General features: G+C 27.8%; 16 protein-coding genes and 1 pseudogene. 13 read left to right on the top strand and 4 right to left on the bottom strand.

All coding sequences use genetic code 11. The features are described from left to right. Nucleotides 1-2 precede the first annotated feature (2 nt). From CNEONATNEC86_RS17680 to hydG, 7 genes are all read left to right on the top strand, one after another. Nucleotides 3-1,814, top strand: a complete 1,812-nt coding sequence (locus CNEONATNEC86_RS17680; protein ID WP_125147503.1) for a sensor histidine kinase — start codon at nt 3-5, stop codon at nt 1,812-1,814. Then, nucleotides 1,811-2,791, top strand: a complete 981-nt coding sequence (locus CNEONATNEC86_RS17675) for a substrate-binding domain-containing protein (RefSeq protein WP_159136496.1) — start codon at nt 1,811-1,813, stop codon at nt 2,789-2,791. The genes CNEONATNEC86_RS17680 and CNEONATNEC86_RS17675 overlap by 4 nt, the downstream gene beginning before the upstream one ends. Before the next feature lie 21 nt (nt 2,792-2,812). After that, entirely contained in the window at nt 2,813-3,862 is a 1,050-nt protein-coding gene (locus tag CNEONATNEC86_RS17670; protein ID WP_159136495.1) for a galactose ABC transporter substrate-binding protein, read from the top strand. 17 nt (nt 3,863-3,879) lie between these two features. Then, on the top strand, nt 3,880-5,595 hold the full coding sequence (locus CNEONATNEC86_RS17665; protein WP_159136494.1) for a methyl-accepting chemotaxis protein: 1,716 nt from the start codon (nt 3,880-3,882) through the stop codon (nt 5,593-5,595). Nucleotides 5,596-5,748: 153 nt separating this feature from the next. Next, complete coding sequence (locus CNEONATNEC86_RS17660; protein ID WP_159116814.1) at nt 5,749-6,585, top strand: DegV family protein; 837 nt, start codon at nt 5,749-5,751, stop codon at nt 6,583-6,585. Between the two features lie 410 nt (nt 6,586-6,995). Continuing rightward, nucleotides 6,996-7,247, top strand: coding sequence for a TM1266 family iron-only hydrogenase system putative regulator (locus CNEONATNEC86_RS17655; RefSeq protein ID WP_058296467.1), 252 nt, complete (start codon nt 6,996-6,998; stop codon nt 7,245-7,247). 118 nt (nt 7,248-7,365) lie between these two features. Then, nucleotides 7,366-8,784, top strand: a complete 1,419-nt coding sequence (gene hydG / locus CNEONATNEC86_RS17650) for a [FeFe] hydrogenase H-cluster radical SAM maturase HydG (RefSeq protein WP_159136493.1) — start codon at nt 7,366-7,368, stop codon at nt 8,782-8,784. Nucleotides 8,785-8,842: 58 nt separating this feature from the next. On the opposite strand, the gene CNEONATNEC86_RS17645 is transcribed toward hydG, so the two are convergent. Further along, complete coding sequence (locus tag CNEONATNEC86_RS17645; RefSeq protein WP_159136492.1) at nt 8,843-9,322, bottom strand: hypothetical protein; 480 nt, start codon at nt 9,320-9,322, stop codon at nt 8,843-8,845. 194 nt (nt 9,323-9,516) lie between these two features. Here CNEONATNEC86_RS17645 and CNEONATNEC86_RS17640 point away from each other — a divergent pair, with 194 nt between their 5' ends. Beyond that, nucleotides 9,517-10,083, top strand: a complete 567-nt coding sequence (locus CNEONATNEC86_RS17640) for a beta-class carbonic anhydrase (protein WP_058296464.1) — start codon at nt 9,517-9,519, stop codon at nt 10,081-10,083. Between the two features lie 578 nt (nt 10,084-10,661). Here the strand turns inward: CNEONATNEC86_RS17640 and CNEONATNEC86_RS21645 are convergent. Continuing rightward, nucleotides 10,662-10,847, bottom strand: a pseudogene (locus tag CNEONATNEC86_RS21645) (LysR family transcriptional regulator); the annotation flags it as partial. A 150-nt stretch (nt 10,848-10,997) separates the two neighbouring features. Here CNEONATNEC86_RS21645 and CNEONATNEC86_RS17630 point away from each other — a divergent pair. Continuing rightward, complete coding sequence (locus CNEONATNEC86_RS17630) at nt 10,998-12,203, top strand: MFS transporter (RefSeq protein ID WP_159136491.1); 1,206 nt, start codon at nt 10,998-11,000, stop codon at nt 12,201-12,203. A gap of 69 nt (nt 12,204-12,272) precedes the next feature. Here the strand turns inward: CNEONATNEC86_RS17630 and CNEONATNEC86_RS17625 are convergent, their stop codons facing one another. Both CNEONATNEC86_RS17625 and CNEONATNEC86_RS17620 read right to left on the bottom strand, forming a co-directional pair. Further along, entirely contained in the window at nt 12,273-13,211 is a 939-nt protein-coding gene (locus CNEONATNEC86_RS17625) for an L-lactate dehydrogenase (protein WP_058296461.1), read from the bottom strand. 269 nt (nt 13,212-13,480) lie between these two features. Next, nucleotides 13,481-14,542: an aldose epimerase family protein gene (locus tag CNEONATNEC86_RS17620; RefSeq protein WP_125147496.1), complete on the bottom strand. Its 1,062-nt coding sequence runs from the start codon at nt 14,540-14,542 to the stop codon at nt 13,481-13,483. Between the two features lie 310 nt (nt 14,543-14,852). Between CNEONATNEC86_RS17620 and CNEONATNEC86_RS17615 the strand changes: the two genes are divergently transcribed. The 4 genes from CNEONATNEC86_RS17615 (at nt 14,853) to CNEONATNEC86_RS17600 (ending at nt 19,422) form a co-directional block, all read left to right on the top strand. Beyond that, entirely contained in the window at nt 14,853-15,890 is a 1,038-nt protein-coding gene (locus CNEONATNEC86_RS17615) for a LacI family DNA-binding transcriptional regulator (RefSeq protein WP_125147495.1), read from the top strand. Between the two features lie 341 nt (nt 15,891-16,231). After that, on the top strand, nt 16,232-17,506 hold the full coding sequence (locus tag CNEONATNEC86_RS17610; RefSeq protein ID WP_185738635.1) for an ABC transporter substrate-binding protein: 1,275 nt from the start codon (nt 16,232-16,234) through the stop codon (nt 17,504-17,506). An 83-nt stretch (nt 17,507-17,589) separates the two neighbouring features. Then, nucleotides 17,590-18,573 (top strand): carbohydrate ABC transporter permease, encoded by a 984-nt coding sequence (locus tag CNEONATNEC86_RS17605; protein WP_200847578.1) that lies wholly within the window; start codon nt 17,590-17,592, stop codon nt 18,571-18,573. Between the two features lie 15 nt (nt 18,574-18,588). After that, on the top strand, nt 18,589-19,422 hold the full coding sequence (locus CNEONATNEC86_RS17600) for a carbohydrate ABC transporter permease (RefSeq protein ID WP_125147494.1): 834 nt from the start codon (nt 18,589-18,591) through the stop codon (nt 19,420-19,422). Nucleotides 19,423-19,433: the final 11 nt, after the last annotated feature.

Genomic DNA, 19,433 nt, shown 5'->3' with positions numbered 1-19,433 from the left:
TTATGCTTAAATTAATAAATGAGAAGCTACAAGAATTAGATAAGTGGTATAAAAAAAACAGTATGCAAAGAATGATATCAATTTCATTTACAATTATAGCTGTAACTGGAATGATTATGGTTGGAGGAACATTATATTTAAGATTCATACATTCTACAGAAGAAATGGTATCTAAAAATAATGTATTAATGTTAGAACAAGTAAATTTAAACTTGGATAGCTATTTAAGAAGTATGATGAAAATTTCTAATACAACATATTATAGTGTAATAAAGAAAAATGACTTTTCTAAGAATAACGTAAATAAGGAACTAAATTTATTATATGAATCAAACAAAGATTCATTAGTAAGTATCTGCATTTTTTCTGAATATGGACAAGTAGTTTCGGCATCGCCAGTAGCTCAAGTTAAGGATTCTGTTGATCCAAGACAAAGTGAATGGTTTATTAATGCTAAAAATAAAAGTGAAAATTTACATTTCTCAACACCACATGTACAAAATTTATTTATTGACCCTAATTATAAATACAGATGGGTTGTTTCATTAAGTCGTGCTGTTGATATAACTTATAGTGGAAAAATAGCATCTGGTGTTATGCTTGTAGATATGAATTTTACTGGAATAGAACAATTATTTAGAAATGTTAATGTGGGTAATTCTGGATATATATATCTAATTGATAGCGAGGGAGAAATCATATATCATCCAAGGCAACAATTGATATATTCAAATTTAATACAAGAAAATAATATAGTAGCATCAAATTATGAAGATGGGAATCATAAAGAAAAGTTTAATGGAGAAAATAGAGTAGTTACTGTAAAAACGGTGGGATATACTGGGTGGAAAATAGTTTGCGTAACGCCTATGAAGGACATCACATATAGTTATCGTCCTATGGGGATTTTCGTATTATTTGTCATGCTATTTTTAATGACCATTCTTATTTTGCTTAATATGTTTGTATCATCTAGAATAACGAATCCAATTGTGGAGCTAGAAAGAAGTGTGAAGAAATTTGAAAGTGGAGAAAAAAATATAGGTATAAATATTAGTGGATCGTATGAAATTCAACACTTAGGAAAAGCAATTAAGTCAATGGTTGAGCAAATGAATATACTTATGGAAAATATAATTCATGAGCAGGAGTCAAAGAGAAAAAGTGAACTTAATGCACTACAAGCACAAATAAATCCACATTTTTTATATAATACTTTAGATTCTATTGTATGGATGATTGAAAATGAGAATTATGATGGGGCTATAATTATGGTAACAGCTCTTGCAAGATTGTTTAGAATAAGCTTGAGTAAAGGGAAAAATGTAATACCATTAAGCGATGAAATAGAACATGTACGTAATTATCTAACAATACAAAATATACGTTATAAAAATAAGTTTACTTATAAAATTGAATGTGAAGAGGAGACTCTTAATTTAGCAAGTATCAAGCTTGTTATTCAACCATTAGTTGAAAATGCTATTAAGCATGGAATGGAATTTATGGATGGAGACGGCGAGATAATAGTTAAGTCTTATATTGAAAATGAAGAATTATTTATTGATGTTATAGATAATGGACTTGGAATGCCACAAGAAACAGCAGAACAAATTTTGAGAGGTGAAAAAAAATTAAAGGGAAAAGGTTCAGGAATTGGGCTAAAGAATGTTAATGAACGTATTCAAATTTATTTTGGAAAAATATATGGACTACAAATATATAGTGAACCAGATGAAGGGACAACAATTAGAATTCATATTCCAATTTTAAAGTATTCAGAAGAATTGAATAAAGAGGTGAAAAGAGAATGACAAAAGTTAGAAGAAGAAACCTCACTATTTTATTTGTAATGTTAAGCATATCTTTTTTGCTTTTAATAATAGAACTTTTGATAGATAAAAAGGAAATAAAAACCTATGAAATATCAGTAATAACAAGTGGAAAAAGTGATGAAAGCTGGATGTTAATGAAGGAAGGCGCAGAACAAGCAGCGACAGAGATGAATGCAAACATAAGATTTATTACTTTATCTAATGACGATTTATTAAAGGAACAAAAAGAAGTCATACAAAGAGAGATTAAAAATGGAGCAGATGGAATATTAATTTCTCCAATAAATTCAAAAGAGATTGGTGAAACAATAGATAGCATACAAAAAAAAATACCAATAGTCTTTGTAGAATCAGTGGTTGATACTAAAAATAAAACAAGTATAGTTACATGTGATAATTATAATCTTGGAGAAAAGATAGCACAGGAGATACTTAAAGATGAAAGAGATAATGAGAAAATTGCTATAATTACTGATAACTTAGAAAAAACAAGTTCAGAGGAGAGATATAATGGCTTTATGAGTATTATGGATAAAACAAATAATGAACTTATGATTTGGGAGTTAGATCAGAGTAAAGAAAGTGATTATTATAAGCAAATAGCACAGTTTATAAGATGGAATTCTGTAGATATAATAGTTACCTTTGATACTCCTATATTAGAGACTACAGCTCAAGTTAAAAAGGATATGATGGTTGGAAATGAAAACTTAAAAAATACTAGAATTTTTGGTTCAGGAAATACAAGTAAAGTAATATCATTTTTAGAGGATGGAATAGTAAATGGATCTGCAATGCAGAATGAGTTTAATATTGGTTATATAGGGGTAAAAAGAGCTATTGGAATGAAAAATGGAGAAAGCCAACAAGTAGATAAAATTGAGTCAACTATAATAACTAATGAAAATATGTACTCAAAAGAAAATCAAAGAATATTATTTTTATTTATTAGATGATGCTAGGAGGATGAGAAAGCTGTGAATAAGTGGATTAAAAATTTATTATTTATATTAATAATAATCTCTATCTATAACCTATTTGAAGGATGCAGCATAAATAGTAATGAAACTAAAGAAATAAAAATAGGAATAACATTATATAAGCAAGAAGATCCATTTATATCATTTGTTGCAGAGGCAATAGAAGAATGTGCCAAAGAAAAAGAAATTAAGGGTAATTATAAAATAACTGTTAATATAGTGGATGCAAAAGGGAACTTAACAACACAAAATAACCAGGTAGATAAATTTATAAGTCAAGATTATGATGTTATATGTGTAAATATTGTAGATAGAACAGCAGCATCTACAATTATTAACAAGGCTAAAGATGCAGATATACCACTAATATTTTTTAATAGAGAACCAGTAGAGGAAGATATGCAGCTGTGGAACAAAGTATATTATGTTGGTGCAGATGCTGAGGAATCAGGGAGGCTTCAAGGTGAAATATTTGTAGATGAATATAAAAATAATAAAAGTTTTATAGATAAAAATGGAGATGGGAAAATTCAATATGTTATGTTAGAAGGAGAACCAGAACATCAAGATTCATTAATCAGAACAGATTGTTGTATAAAGACAATAGTAAATAATGATATTGAAGTAGAAAAACTTGCTGATGATACAGCTAATTGGCAGAATGCACAAGCATATGAAAAAATGACACAATGGATTAATGAATTTGGAAATAATATTGAAGTCGTATTCAGTAATAATGATGATATGGCACTAGGGGCAATACATGCTTTAGAAAATGCCTATATAGATATTAAAAATAGACCTATTGTAATTGGCATAGATGGTATACCTGATGCATTATATCAAATTAAAGATGGGAATATGACTGGAACTGTTTATAATGATTATAAATCACAAGGAAAAGCAATACTCGATATAGCATATTCTTTAGCGATGTTTGGAAATACAGATTATTTGACTAACATTACAAATGAAAATTATGTGAAAACATCATATAAAAAGATAACAAAAGAAAATGTAGATGATTATATAAAAAAATTAAAATAAGAATAGGAATGAGAGATATGGGGGATATAAAAGAAAAGCTTGAGAATTATTCAATAAGAATGAGAAATAAAATTATTTTTAGAATAATAATAATGTTCTTTGCAATATTTATGATTATTTCAATTTTTCAAGGTGTTATATTATCAAATAATTTAACGGATATGTATAATGGTCCATATGAAATAAATAGTAAAGTTTTAGCAATGCAAGTGAAGTTGAGAGAAGTAAATATGTATATGTATAGAGCAACTGTAGATATTGCTGTAAAAAATATAGAAAATGCAAATATTGCGTCAGAGGAATTAAAAAAATATTCTGAGGAAGTTCAAAAGCTTTGCAAAAAAGATGATGTATCACAATTAAAGCTTATAAATAACTTTTTATTAGAAATAGAAAAATCAGAAAATGAAAGGCAAAGAGTTATAAATTTCATTGAAAAAGATAATAGTAATTCTGCTTTGCAGATAATGAAAACAACCTACCCTCAATATATAGATTCAGCCAATGATATATTAAGTGAAATTTCAAGAAAGTCTCAAGAAGATGCGGTTGAATTTATAAATATATCCAATAAAAGCAAATATATAATTTTTGCTAGCGAAATTATTTTTGGAATTATCATTTTAATGATTATGATAAAAATAATAAACATATTAAATGATATAACTAATGATGGTATAAACAATGTTATGAAGTTATGTAATAGATTAAAAAATGGAAATTTACAAGCAGATTATTCAAACATTTTAAAAGATGAGATTGGTATCATGACAAATGAATTAAATAAATCAATTGATTTAATTGATAGTTATATAAAAGATGAAACAAGAATTTTAAGTTTATTAGCTAATGGAGATCTTAATGTTAATGTCAATGAAGAAATAGAATATAGAGGTGATTTTTTTGAGATAAAAGGCGCATTCGAAGCAATAATAGATAGATTAAATACAATATTTAAGAATTTAAAGATTTCTGTTATTAATGTAAATAATAGCTCAGAAGTAATATCACAAAATATAGAATTATTATCTGAAAGAAGTAAAAATGAAGTAGATACAATAAATAGATTTTCAAATTTTATAGAAGGTATAAATAAAAAAGTAGAAGAAACAAATAAAAATTCTATAAATACAAATAATATTACAAATGATTTAAACATTAAAATAAATTTAAGCAATAATAAAATGATGGAAATGTTAAAAGCTATGGAAGAAATAGAACATTCATCTAAAAATATAAAAAATATAATAGAAACAATAAATGAGATAGCAGAGCAAACAAACCTGTTAGCGTTAAATGCAGCAATAGAAGCATCAAGAGCAGGTGAAAGTGGAAAAGGATTCGCTGTAGTTGCAGAAGAAGTAAGGAAGTTAGCAGAAGAAAGTGTGAATGCAGTTAAAGAAACAACAATTCTTATTGAAAAATCAATAAAAGATGTAAGGAAAGGACAAGAATTAGCAGATAATACAGCTAAATCAATAAATGATTTGGTTAATGATGTTGATGAAGTGAAAAATTTAATTGGAAAAATAACGTGTGATACGAATGAACAAGAAGCATTAATAAAAAAAGCTAATAATGAAATAGATGAAATTTCTAAATCCGTACAGCTTAATGCCATTTCTTCAGATGAAATTGCCTCATCAACTAAGGGATTATCAAAAGAATTAAAAGTAATAGAAGTAGAATTATTAAAGTATAACTTAAAAAGAATAATATATACAAAAAGATAATTCCATATATAGATGGTTTTATGATATAATACAAACAATATAATTAAAAAATTTTTATAAACATAGGATAAATACAATATTATATATAGAAATTTATTATATTATATTAAGGATTTTATGGGTATATATATTGTAAGTATACGGAGGATTAAAATGAATAATGAAATTATAATGGACACATGCATAGATTATAACAATGAAATATTTGATAATGAAGCATGTATGGAAAGAGTTCCATTTAAGATATTAATTGATGGTGAAGAAATTGTAGATAAGGATCTAGAACAATCAGTATTAATAACTAAAATGAAAAATACAAAAAATAAAATAGCCACAGCATGTCCGTCACCGGATGAATTTTTTAAAGCGTTAAAAGAAAAGAAAAATAATTTTGTTGTTACAATTTCAGAGAAGCTTAGTGGATCACATAACAGTGCAATACTGGCAAAATCTATGATGGAAGAAAAGTCTCCAGAAACATTTGTACATGTATTTGATTGCAAAAATGCTACAGCTGGTGCAAGTTTAATAGTATTAAAATTAAAACAGTTAATAGAAGAAAAAATTCATCCAACTGAAATCGTTAAAAGTATAAATGAATATATTGAGGAGACAAAAACATTTTTATTAGCTGAAAGGTTAGATAATCTAGCTAAAAACGGAAGGATAAGCAGTACTAAAGCATTTGTTGGAACACTTCTTAATATTTCGCCTATCATGTGCGATAATGGTGATGGAGAAATAATTTTAAAAGAGCAGGTAAGAGGAAAAAAGAAGGCTTTTAATAGACTTATTGAGATAATTGGAGAAGAGGGTACTGATATTAAAAATAAAGTTATTGGAATAACACATGTAAATGCTAGAGAAAAAGCTGAAAAATTAAAGGAAGAAATTAAAAATAGATATGATTTTAAAGATATCATAATATTTGAAGCAGGTGGTTTAAGTACAATTTATGCTGATGATGGTGGGATTGTAGTATCATTCTAATAGTTTTCTAATAAAACATCTAAGACTATTCTAATAGTTTTAGATGTTTTTTTAACGTATAGGAAAATATAAAATTTTTATTATAGCAAAAGCCTTAAGAATAGATCTATTCTGTAACTTAGATATTCCAATACGTTAAAAAAAATTATAGTCCCGCAAAAGAACCCAAAAGCAAGTTTTGGAACCTTTTTTATTTGTATGTAATGTATTCTGTAATTAAAGGGTTTTATAGTAAAAATATATATGTTAAAATAATAACAAATCTTATCTTGAAGAATTTTCTAAGAGAGAAGATTAAAAAATATAAAACGTTCTGAAATACACAAGGATTAAATCCTAAGAATAAGGCGATATCTTATATTAATATTAAATGAGTATATTTAAAATCTTATCTTGAAAGGATGAGTTTTATGGAAACTAGAATTGCATTGATTGGAATTATAGTTGAAGATATAAATGCAACTGAAAAATTAAATTCAATATTACATGAATATGGAGAATATATAATAGGAAGAATGGGAATTCCTTATAGAGAAAAGAAAATTTCAGTAATAAGCATTGTTGTAGATGCGACTAACGATGTTATAAGTTCATTGTCAGGAAAGCTTGGGATGATTAAAGGCATAAACGTTAAGACAATGTACTCAAAAAGTGGAAAATAAATGATATTTAGTGAGCCTTGTGAAATGTATCCTTGTATTAAGATGTAGTTATTATTAAAATAATTCATTTGTTGTCAGAACGAGTTATACAATTTATTTTAAGAAAGAAGATGTAAAGATGTATAATGTAAAATCAAATGTGGCAACAGAATTTATTAATCATGAGGAGATTTTAGAAACACTCAAATTTGCTGAAGAGAATAAAAGCAATCGTAAGCTGATTGATGAAATTTTAGAAAAAGCAAAAACTTGCAAGGGATTATTCCACAGGGAAGCAGCTGTACTTCTTGAATGTGATTTAGAAGATGAAAATGAAAAGATATACAAGCTTGCTAAAGAAATAAAACAAAAATTTTATGGAAATAGAATAGTTATGTTTGCACCATTATATCTATCAAATTATTGTGTAAATGGGTGCACATATTGTCCTTATCACCATAAGAATAAGCATATAAGAAGAAAAAAGCTTACACAAGAAGAAATTGAAAAAGAAGTAGTAGCTCTTCAAGATATGGGACATAAAAGATTAGCACTAGAAACTGGAGAAGATCCAGTAAATAATCCTATAGAATATGTTTTAGAGAGTATAAAAACAATTTATGGTATAAAGCATAAAAATGGTGCTATAAGAAGAGTTAACGTAAACATTGCAGCTACAACAGTTGAAAATTATACTAAACTTAAGGAAGCTGGAATTGGAACATATATATTATTTCAAGAAACTTATAATAAAGAGGCCTATGAAGAGCTTCATCCAACAGGCCCAAAGCATGACTATGCTTATCATACAGAAGCTATGGATAGAGCTATGGATGGCGGAATTGATGATGTAGGGTGTGGAGTTTTATTTGGTTTAAATTTATATAGATATGACTTTATTGGGCTTTTAATGCACGCAGAGCATTTGGAAGCTTCTAAGGGAGTAGGACCACATACTATAAGTGTACCAAGAATAAGGCCAGCAGATGATATAAATCCAGATGAATTTACAAATGCTATTTCAGATGATATTTTTGCTAAGATTGTTGCTGTACTTAGAATAGCTGTACCATATACAGGACTTATAGTTTCTACAAGAGAATCTAAAAAGACTAGAGAAAGAGTTTTAGAACTTGGAGTATCTCAAATAAGTGGTGGTTCATCAACAAGTGTTGGCGGTTATGTTGAAAAAGAAGAAGAAGAGGATAATTCAGCACAATTTGATGTGAATGATAATAGAACATTAGATGAGATAGTTAATTGGCTTCTTGAACTTGGATATATGCCAAGCTTTTGCACAGCATGTTATAGAGAAGGAAGAACAGGGGACAGGTTTATGAGTCTCGTTAAGTCAGGCCAAATAGCAAACTGCTGTCAGCCTAATGCATTAATAACGTTAAAAGAATACTTAGAAGATTATGCGAGTGAAATTACAAGAAAAAATGGCGAAAAACTAATAAAAGAAGAAGTTGATAAAATACCAAATGAAAAAGTAAGAAAAGTAGTTTTAGAACATCTTCATGATTTACATGAAGGACAACGTGACTTCAGATTCTAAAAAATATGATTAAAATAGGAGTAATAAGATTTATTCAAAATCTTATTACTCCTTATTACTATATTATATTTTTAGAATCACCGCATTTATTTTCAGAAGTGTTCTTTGTATTCGTAATAGTATCACTTTCTAATTTATCAGAAATATTTCTATACTTATTTTGTAAGGTTAACATTTTGATAACTTCAATAAAATCTTTATAATCAATCATATCATTATCTAATAATGTATTCAGGGATTTTGTAAAATCTTTAGTATCAGATGATGAGAGTTTATTACCATGTTTTTTCATTATAGAAATAATGTCTAACTTACCATTACCTTTATAATCGTTACCTGTTATATTCATATCAAGTACTTTTTCAATTGTAGCCAAAGCTGATTTAACTTCTTCAGATAATTTATCACTTGAATTTGATTGAAGAAATGAATTTCTGACTGCTTCTAATTGAGCATTAAAACCAAAAACAGAATTAGTTGTATTTGTTTTTTTTCGAGATGTGCTAGAAATAATATCATCAATTTTTGCTATTTCCATATAAAAACCCTCTTTCAAAAATATGTTAATCTAGGTATTTATTTATCGATTATACTGATAAGAAATTTATATACTTAATAATAATTTTTACTAAATAATTTATTTGAATTTAAATAAATTATTGCTATAATAAACCTTAAGGCAATTTATATACTTAATAGAATAATTTTACATAAGTATATGGGGAGGTAACTATGAGTAGTTTACAATGTATAATGGAATATAATAAAGAATTCGTGAATAATAAGCAATATGAGAAATATGTGACTGATAAGATTCCTAAAAAGAAAATGGCCATATTATCGTGTATGGATACAAGACTTACAGAGCTTTTACCTAAAGCTATGAATATAAAAAATGGTGATGCTAAAATCATTAAAGATGCAGGAGCAACTATCATGCATCCATTTGGTGGAGTAATGAGAAGCATATTAGTGGCAGTTTATGAATTTGGAGCTGAAGATGTATTTGTAATTGGACACCATAACTGTGGCATGAGCAATTTAGATACAAAGAGCCTTATTGATAAAATTAAAAATAGAGGAATAAAAGAAGATACATTTGATATTCTAAAGTATGCAGGAATTGATGTGGAGGGGTGGCTTTATGGTTTTTCATGTGCAGAAGAATCAATAAGAGAAAGTGTTAAAATGATAAAAAATCATCCGTTATTTCCAAAAGACGTAAGAGTGCATGGACTAATTATTTCTCCGGAAACAGGAAAATTAGATATTATTATAAATGGTGATGAAAATAAATAAAGGATGTACTAAGTTTATAGGATAATACTCGAAAAGAAGCTCTCATGTTATGCTCGATTGCTACAAAAAATAAGCTAAGAATTCAAACATGCAGACTTGCATCTACAACTGTTTGCTCCAATGTAAAATTGGACAAACAATTGTGGAACAAGTCTACATGCAAGAATTCTAAAGCTCATTTTTTGAATGCGATTCTCCGCACAACAAGAGAACTTCTTTTCTTTGTTTCATCTAAATTATAGTATCAATGTTATGTTGTTATAAATATAATCATATTAAGATTAAAAAATAGTTATTTATAGATGTTAAAGATTTAAAAACTTAATATCTTATCCTTAAAAAAATGGCATATCATATATTGGATTTCGGTTGTTATACACTAAACTCTGATTCTACATCCTATATTTAAATTAATGATTAAAGAAGTTTATAAAATTTATAGCAATGTTAGATAAGTATTTATTCTTGTTCCATATAAGTACTGGACGTGATTCTAAAGTTGGGTTGATAATTTTTTTTACAACTAAATTCAAATCAGATATTATATTAGAAGCTGTAAAAGGAAGGATGGATATTCCAATTCCAGCTTCAGTTAGCTCTAAATTTCTGCTATTTCTATCAAATAAAGTTACACCTAATTCTTCTTCTAAAAGTTTTAATTGTTGACTAAGAGGTGGTTGAGAAATGTTTAATTTTTTGGCAGCAGCAGTTATTTGCCCCTCTTCTGCAATAGCCATAAAATATTTAATTTGTCTTATATCCATCATAGATCTCCTGTTAATTCATATGTTTTTCATATAAATCTATTCAATTTAAATATTTTTAATATGAATTCAATATTGATATAATAATAAAAGATAAGTACAAAAATATCAATAAATAGAAAATATATATTTAAGAAAAGAAGGATAAAAATGAATAAAAAGTATATTAGATTATTTGGGGCAGGACATTTGATTACAGATATATATCAGGGAGCATTACCAGCTATGCTGCCATTTCTTATATCTGAAAAACATTTTAGCTATGCAACAGCAGCTTTTTTAATTTTTGCAGCAAATGCAAGTTCATCAATAATTCAACCAGTATTTGGAGTTTATGCGGATAAAATTTCACTTCCTTGGGCCCTTGGAGTTGGAGTATTATTAGGAGGTATTGGACTTGGGCTTGTAGGAATAGTGCAAAATTATTATTTGATAATCTTATTAGTTGCATTAAGTGGTATAGGACTAGCCTTATTCCATCCAGAAGGAGCAAGGCTTACAGATAGATTCGCAGGTGAAAATAAAACATCTGCAGTTAGTATATTTGCAGCTAGTGGTAATATAGGTTTTGCAGTAGGACCAATACTTACTACAACTATGGTGTTAGCTTTTGGATTAAAAGGAACTTTAATTTTATGTATTCCAGCAGTAGTTATGGGTGGAATTCTCTTATATGAATCAAAGAACTTTTCCAATGAAGTTAGTTCGGATAAAGAGTTAGATAATATTGATAAAAAAGAAGAAGTAGATGAGTGGGGAGCTTTTGGAAGATTGACTTTGACATTAATTTGTAGATCGACAGTTTTCTTTGGTCTTAATACTTTTTTAACATTATACTATATGAATATTTTAAAACAATCTGAAGTGCAAGGAAGTATTGCTTTATCTACACTTATAGTTGTTGGTGCGGTTGGAACATTGTTTGCAGGAAAGCTTTCTATTAAAATTGGAAATAAGAAATTAATAATAATAGGATATTCTTGTTTATTACCACTATTAATTCTATTCTTAAATATTAAGAATCCTATATTAGCAACTATAATTTTAATCCCACTAGGATTTTTCTTATATATGCCATATAGTCCTATGGTTGCACTTGGACAAAAATATTTACCTAATCATCTTGGATTAGCTTCAGGGATAACACTTGGATTAGGTGTAACAATGGGAGGACTTGTGTCTCCAATACTAGGTTATGTTTCCGATACTCATGGAATACACGCTGCTCTTTCTTGCTTAATAGTAATGCCGATAATAGCGGTAGTACTTGCAAGAAAACTTCCAGTAAAAGAAGCAGATTTAAAAAATAAAGCTATATTAAAAAATAATGCAAGTCAAGTAGTTGCTGAAAATTAAATATAGTAACATAAAAAACCGCTATATCAATAAGAATATTATTAATTGATATAGCGGTTTTTTATGTTATTATAGTTGATTTATATATTTTTTTATTATAGAAACAGAGTTATTAAATAAATCTTGCTCTTCATCATTTAAATGTAATTCAACAATTTCAGAAATTCCATTTCTATTAATAATGGCAGGCACACCTATGAAAACATCATTTATGCCATATTCACCTTCTAGAAATGCTGACACAGGAATTACTTTTCTTTCATCATTTAAAATTGATTTTATAATATCAACAGTGGTGGCAGCAATTCCATAGTTTGTAGTTCCTTTTACATCTGCGATTTTCCATCCAGATTTCTTTATTTCTTCTAAGATTTCATCTGGATTAAATCCATCAAGACGTTCTTTATTATCTACTAAGATATCATCAAATTGTTTACCACCAATGCTTGCAGTGCTCCAAGGGATAAATTGAGAGTCACCATGTTCACCAATTGTGTATGCTTGAACGCTTCTAGCTTCAACACCAATTAAATCTGCGAGTAGTACTTTTAATCTTGCAGAGTCTAAAGCAGTACCAGTTCCAATTATCTTATTTTTAGGTAATCCAGATAACTTATAAACATAATAACTTATTATATCAACTGGATTTGTAACAATTACAAAATAACCATTAAATCCACTTTTCATAATTGGATCTACAATTGATTTAGTAATCTTTTTAGCAGTAGAAAGCATATCAAGTCTTGTCTGACCTTTTATAAGTGGTGCAGCTGCAGTAATTACAACTATGTCAGCATCATAGCATTCTGAGTATTCGCCACATTTTATTTTTATAGATGAATTTGAATACCCTGTACAGTGCTTTAAATCTAGAACCTCACTTTCAGCTTTAGCTTTATTAATATCAATCATTAAAAGCTCATCACATATACCCTGAAGTATAATATCAAAAGCTATAGATGTTCCAACTGCGCCAGCGCCAATAACAGCTACTTTATTTATCTTCATAAATGTTTACCTCAATTCTACAAAAATTTTTAATATAATATAAACTTATAAATTAATAATATACCATATATTTAAAGGATTCAAATATTACAATTAATACTTTTTAATATTAATTTTTACTATGAATAGACGTTTAATAATTTAATATTTTATTAGTAAAATTAAATTATTAAAGGTGTTATTTAAATATAAGCTTGTAGTTTAATAAAAAAAATACCTATACTATTAATTAAAGTGATAGGTATTTTTTGTTTAAATATATTTATTTTTTATAGCGTAGAAAATTTATATATTGTAGTATGATTGTATTCCTCATTAGCTTTAAGTAGTGGTGAAGCAAAGTTATTATTATTTATAGCATTAGGAACAAATTGAGTTTCAAGACATACACCACTTCTTTTCACATAAGGAGTATTATTTTTCCCAATAGAAGTGCCTTTACCATCAAGGAAGTTAGCACTATAAAATTGTACGCCAGGACTAGTAGTATACATATCCATAACTCTGCCTTTAGATTTATCAATTAATTTAGCTGACAGTTTTGAAATATCTCCATTTGAATTTAATATCCAGTTATGATCATATCCACATCCAAATTTAATTTGCTCATAATCAGAATTTATATCTTTTCCAATATTTTTTGAACTTCTAAAATCCATAGGTGTATCAGAAACATTTCCAATTTCTCCAGTAGGGATTGAGAATTCATCATTTACTGTGAAAGTATCAGCAGCAATCATCAATTCGTGATCAAGTATAGTTCCGGATGCATGTCCACCAAGATTAAAATATGAATGATTAGTAAGGTTAACAATTGTATCAGAATCACTAATTGCATGATAATGTATTTCTAGAGAATTATCATCAGTTAATGTGTAAATAACAGTAACATTTAAATTACCAGGATATCCTTCTTCGCCATCTTTACTAAAATAAGATAACTTTAATTGATTATATTCATTACTTAATATTTCAGCATTCCAAATAACTTTATCAAATCCTTTTGTTCCACCATGAAGGTGATTAGGACCATCATTTATCACTAACGAATACTCTTTATCATTAAGAGTAAATTTACCATTCTGAATTCTATTGCCACAACGACCAATTAAAGCACCGAAAAATTTATCACCATTTTCATAAGACTCAATAGTATCATAACCTAGTACAATATCATCAAAATTTCCTTCTTTATCAGGGGCAGTAAGAGAAACTATAGTTCCTCCATAGGTAGAAATTTCAGCTTTCATTCCAGATTTATTTGTTATAGTAAAAATGTTTACATTAACGTTATCTTTAGTTTTTCCAAACTCTCTTTTTATTATAGACATAAAATTAGCCTCCTTAAATCAACTGCTTTATATTTTGAATATATTTCTGTAGGTATATTTTTTAGTGTATTAAACTATGTATACAGACATGTATGTACAAGATGTGCATACTTATATTATAATATAGTAATTATAGATAAACAACTGTGAAATATTAAATTTGTAATATTATATATAAGGAGAATAATATCAACAGATTAATTTTTTTATATGTAAAATATATATTAATTATTGTTGAGTGTACTTTATTGAAATAGCATATTAAATTTGGTATTATATATTTATGAAACGTTTAATATTGGAGGTAATTATGGCAACAATAAAAGAAATAGCAAAAGAAAGTGGAGTATCTATTGCTACAGTATCTAATATTATTCATGGTAAGCCAGGAGCAAGTGATGAAACTAGAAAAAAAGTGCTAGAAACAATAAAAAGGCTTAATTATACTCCAAATGTAATAGCACAAAATTTGAAACAAAAGAAAAACAGGACTATTGGAATAATAACAGAAGATTTAACAGTATTTAATACACCTAGTATTGTTGATGGAATTAATGAGTATTGTGATGATCATAATTATCAATTTGTTCTTGGAAATTTAAGATTATATCAGAAATATAATAAAAAGTTTTATACAGAAAATAAATATTATAAGCATGTAGAAGAAGAGTTTAAAATGATGAAATCAAAACAAGTTGAGGGAATAATATATATAGGGTGCCATTGTAGAGAGATAAAATGCATTCCTTATGATTTAGGCATACCGATTGTAACTGCTTATGTATTTGATCAAGATAAAAATTTTACATCTGTAATATTTAATGATGAACAAGGAGCATATGATGCAACGGAAAAGCTTATAAAAGCGGGACATACCAAAATTGGAGTAATTGCTGGAATTAAAGAAAGCATACATACACAAGAAAGATTACTTGGATATCAGAGAGCACTGTATGATAATCAAATTTTATTTAATCCAAGATTAATTTTATATGGTGATTGGGATAGGGAGTCTGGAAGAAAAATAAGCAAAGAATTAATAAAATTAGGTGTAACAGCTATTTTTTCAATGAATGATATGATGGCAGGCGGCGTCTATGATTATTTAGAAAGTATTGAAAAAAGAGTAGGTAAAGATATTTCTCTTATTGGATTTGATAATAGAGAAATAAGTACAGCGTATAATCCTATGCTATCTACAATGGAATTGCCTTTATATGATATAGGAAAAAAATCTGCTCAGTTATTAATAAATTCAATAGAAAATGAAAATGAGAAAATAAATCATGATATATATAAAATAAATTGTAATTTAGCAGAAAGAAAATCCATATTTGATTTTAAATGAAATGGATGTGAGTGTAATATACTCACATCCATTTCATTTAAAACTTACAAAAACGTTTAATTAAGTAAAAAATACAATAAAATAAGCATACTAAAGAAAAATAGAGAGAATAAGAGAGAATGGATTATAATATTAATAAATAGCCAAATATAAGAATTTATTAATTTATAAATATATAGTATAAAATACTTAGAAAACATTTACAAAAGCTATAAAATTAAGGGATTGGCAATGAATAAATCTATTGATAGTAAAGTAATAACAATATTTTTAATGAAATTGCTTATTATTTTGGGAATTTTATAAAACGTTTTATTAAAAATTAAAAGGAGTGGAGCTTTATGAAAATTAATAAAATATTGAAAGTGATAGCAGCTACATCGGCAGTAGCGATGTTAAGTGTATCTATGTTTGCTGGATGTGGGAAGAAAGCGGATGAATCATCAGGAAATAGTGGACAAACAACTATTAAATTCTGCATGTGGGGAAGCATGAATGAGAAATATAATTTTATAAAATCATTTGAAGAAAAAAATCCAGATATAAAAGTTGATTTAATGATAATACCAGAAGATAGTTATTCAGAAAAAATTAATTCTATGATAGCAGGGAATAGTGCACCAGATGTTATATTATCTTGGGAATGTGATATAAATAGATTTGCTAAAAATGGTGCAATAGTCCAATTAGATGATTATATGAAGGAATCAGGACTGGATGTAGGTGGCTTGATACCAGCTGTTCAAGATATGACTAAAATGAATAATGGAACATATGGACTTCCTTGGAGTTATGCATCAGAAATACTATATTATAATAAAGATTTATTTGATGCAGCTGGTGTAGAATATCCAAATGATGAGTGGACTTGGGAAGATTTCAGAGATGCAGCAAATAAATTAACAATTAGAGATGGAGATAATGTGACTCAATGGGGGGCAAACTCAATTGATTTTCCAGGGATATGGTACTCACAAATGGGACAAGCTGGTGATGAAATTGTAACTTCAGATGGAGTATTATCACTTGGAGATGGAGCTAAAAAAGCATTACAATTTGAATATGATCTTATAAATGTTGACAAAGTAGTACCTGCACCATCTGCTACTTCAGGAAATGGAATCGATTTATTCACATCTGGAAAAGCAGCTATGAATAGAGGTGGAAGTTGGTTAATTAAAACTTATGCTGAAATAAAGGACTTTAATTGGGATATAGCAGTGCTTCCAAAAGACAAACAATCTTATTCATCATTACACACAGGATTCTTCTCAATATCTAATAGCAGTAAAAATAAAGATGCAGCATGGAAATTTATAAATTATTGTATGGGTGAAGAAGGTCAAGAAATGATATCTAAGGCAACTAATAATCCATCATGTGTAAAAGAATATATGGCTCAAGGACATTACAAATATGAAGGCCAAAATGGGCCAACCAATTGGGAGGTTATAGATAAAACAGCTGAGTTCGCTAAGTTTGGATATGTATTAACACCTCCTGGTCTTACAAATAAATTAGTTGATAAATTTAATTCAGCAGCAGCAGGACAAGTAGATATAGATACAGCATTAAAAGAATCACAAAAGGAAATAGAAACTGTAAGTAATCAATAATTTTATGAAAGGAAATTACTTATTAGATGCTTATGCTATCTAATAAGTAGTTCCTAAATAATCTAACATATGGAGGGATGTAGATGATGTCGTCAAAGCCAAATAATAATATATTGAGTAGTCAGAAGAATTTTGTTGAGAATATCAAAAAAAAGATTAGTGCAACATGGGCTTTAAAATTAAGTAGAAGCGCTAGAGATAATATAACTGCATATGCATTTTTGTCACCTTGGATTATAGGGTTTTTATTATTTTCTGGGGTACCTATCTTAGCGTGTTTTGGATTGAGTTTAACTAAGTGGGATTTAGTAGGAAGCCCTGAATTTATCAAATTTCAAAATTATATAGAAATGTTTTCGGCGGATTCAACATTTTGGAATACTTTAAAAGTGACTGTTATATTTACGTTTTTTGGTGTGCTAATATCAGTATCTTGGGCATTATTTTTAGCAAGTTTATTAAATATGAAAGCAAAAGGAATGAGAATATTTCAATTCTTATACTTTATTCCAGCAGTTATGCCAAGTGTTGTTATGGCATTTATATTTCAATTAATGTTTAATAAAGAAATTGGTATTATAAATTATATGTTATCTTTAATAGGAATAAATGGACCGAACTGGTTGATGGATAAAAATTGGGTTATGCCAGTTGTGGTTTTTACATGTATATACACTTTTTCTACAGGGCAAATGATGCTTACATTTAGTGCAGCATTGAAAGAAGTTCCACTTTCATTATATGAAGCAGCAAATTTGGACGGGGCAAGTACTATGAAAAAATTCTGGAATATAACTCTTCCTTCAATTTCACCAATAGTATTTTTTAATATGATAGTTTCAACTGTAAATTTATTAAATGGATCTTTCTCTTTGATATATCCTCTTACAGCGGGTGGTCCGAATGATGCAACTAATATTATTGGGTTAGACATTTATAGAAATGCATTTGGAACTTATAGAATGGGATATTCAGCAGCATTATCAACAGTATTATTTGTAATTGTTGCAATAATATCACTTGCACAATTTAAGGCATCAAAAAAATGGGTTCACTATGAAGAGTAAATGGAGGAAATATTTATGAAGAAAAAACAATCTGGTATACGAACATGTATGAAATATGCAGTATTGATCTTTGTAGCATTAATAGCTTTGTTCCCTATATTTTGGGTAATATCAAATTCATTCAAAACATTAAATGGAATAAGTCAATACCCGCCACAATTATTTCCGGATGAATTACAGTATAGCAATTACTCAGAAGCTATTAGCAAAGGAAACATACTAACTTATTTAAAAAATACATTGATATTAATGTTAGGAAACACTTTAGGAACTTTAATTTCTAGTTCAATTGTTGCATATCCATTAGCTCGTATGGAGTTTAAAGGAAAAAATGTGGTATTCGGACTAATACTTGCAACAATGATGGTTCCAGCTATTGCTACTATAATTCCTCAATTCATATTATTTAGAACTTTTGGATGGATAGACAGTTTTAAACCTATGATTGTTCCAGCTTTCTTTGCATATCCATATAATGTATTCTTATTCAGACAATTTTTTAAGGGATTACCAAGAGATTTAGATGAAGCAGCAGTTATTGATGGATGTAATAAAGTTCAGATATTTACAAAAATTTTAGCTCCATTAGCAAAACCAGCATTTATAACAGTAGGTGTTTTATCATCAGTATTCTGGTGGAATGAGATGTTCCAACCACTTATATATATAAATACTGAGAGCTTGAAACCGTTGACTATAGGTGTACTTTCTGCATTTAAAGTTCAATTTGTAAATCAATGGCATTTACAAATGGCGTTTTCAGTAATAATGATGATACCACCAATAATATTATTTACATTTGCTCAAAAATATTTGGTTGATGGAATAAAAACATCTGGACTTAAATAATGAACGAAAGA

It is taken from the genome of Clostridium neonatale (assembly GCF_900465025.1).
GTDB classification, from domain to species: domain Bacteria; phylum Bacillota; class Clostridia; order Clostridiales; family Clostridiaceae; genus Clostridium; species Clostridium neonatale.
The sequence above is the reverse complement of the archived record's forward strand: the minus strand, read 5'-3'. Positions and strand labels throughout refer to the sequence as shown.

What these genes read in the sequence shown, in the direction of transcription:
- CNEONATNEC86_RS17660 (WP_159116814.1), top strand. Translation starts at nt 5,749, where the DNA reads ATGAATAATGAAATTATAATGGACACATGCATAGATTATAACAATGAA.
- CNEONATNEC86_RS17655 (WP_058296467.1), top strand. Translation starts at nt 6,996, where the DNA reads ATGGAAACTAGAATTGCATTGATTGGAATTATAGTTGAAGATATAAAT.
- CNEONATNEC86_RS17640 (WP_058296464.1), top strand. Translation starts at nt 9,517, where the DNA reads ATGAGTAGTTTACAATGTATAATGGAATATAATAAAGAATTCGTGAAT.
- CNEONATNEC86_RS17675 (WP_159136496.1), top strand. Translation starts at nt 1,811, where the DNA reads ATGACAAAAGTTAGAAGAAGAAACCTCACTATTTTATTTGTAATGTTA.
- CNEONATNEC86_RS17680 (WP_125147503.1), top strand. Translation starts at nt 3, where the DNA reads ATGCTTAAATTAATAAATGAGAAGCTACAAGAATTAGATAAGTGGTAT.
- CNEONATNEC86_RS17645 (WP_159136492.1), bottom strand. Translation starts at nt 9,322, where the DNA reads ATGGAAATAGCAAAAATTGATGATATTATTTCTAGCACATCTCGAAAA.
- CNEONATNEC86_RS17630 (WP_159136491.1), top strand. Translation starts at nt 10,998, where the DNA reads ATGAATAAAAAGTATATTAGATTATTTGGGGCAGGACATTTGATTACA.
- CNEONATNEC86_RS17615 (WP_125147495.1), top strand. Translation starts at nt 14,853, where the DNA reads ATGGCAACAATAAAAGAAATAGCAAAAGAAAGTGGAGTATCTATTGCT.
- CNEONATNEC86_RS17600 (WP_125147494.1), top strand. Translation starts at nt 18,589, where the DNA reads ATGAAGAAAAAACAATCTGGTATACGAACATGTATGAAATATGCAGTA.
- CNEONATNEC86_RS17620 (WP_125147496.1), bottom strand. Translation starts at nt 14,542, where the DNA reads ATGTCTATAATAAAAAGAGAGTTTGGAAAAACTAAAGATAACGTTAAT.
- CNEONATNEC86_RS17625 (WP_058296461.1), bottom strand. Translation starts at nt 13,211, where the DNA reads ATGAAGATAAATAAAGTAGCTGTTATTGGCGCTGGCGCAGTTGGAACA.
- CNEONATNEC86_RS17610 (WP_185738635.1), top strand. Translation starts at nt 16,232, where the DNA reads ATGAAAATTAATAAAATATTGAAAGTGATAGCAGCTACATCGGCAGTA.
- hydG (WP_159136493.1), top strand. Translation starts at nt 7,366, where the DNA reads ATGTATAATGTAAAATCAAATGTGGCAACAGAATTTATTAATCATGAG.
- CNEONATNEC86_RS17605 (WP_200847578.1), top strand. Translation starts at nt 17,590, where the DNA reads ATGATGTCGTCAAAGCCAAATAATAATATATTGAGTAGTCAGAAGAAT.
- CNEONATNEC86_RS17665 (WP_159136494.1), top strand. Translation starts at nt 3,880, where the DNA reads ATGGGGGATATAAAAGAAAAGCTTGAGAATTATTCAATAAGAATGAGA.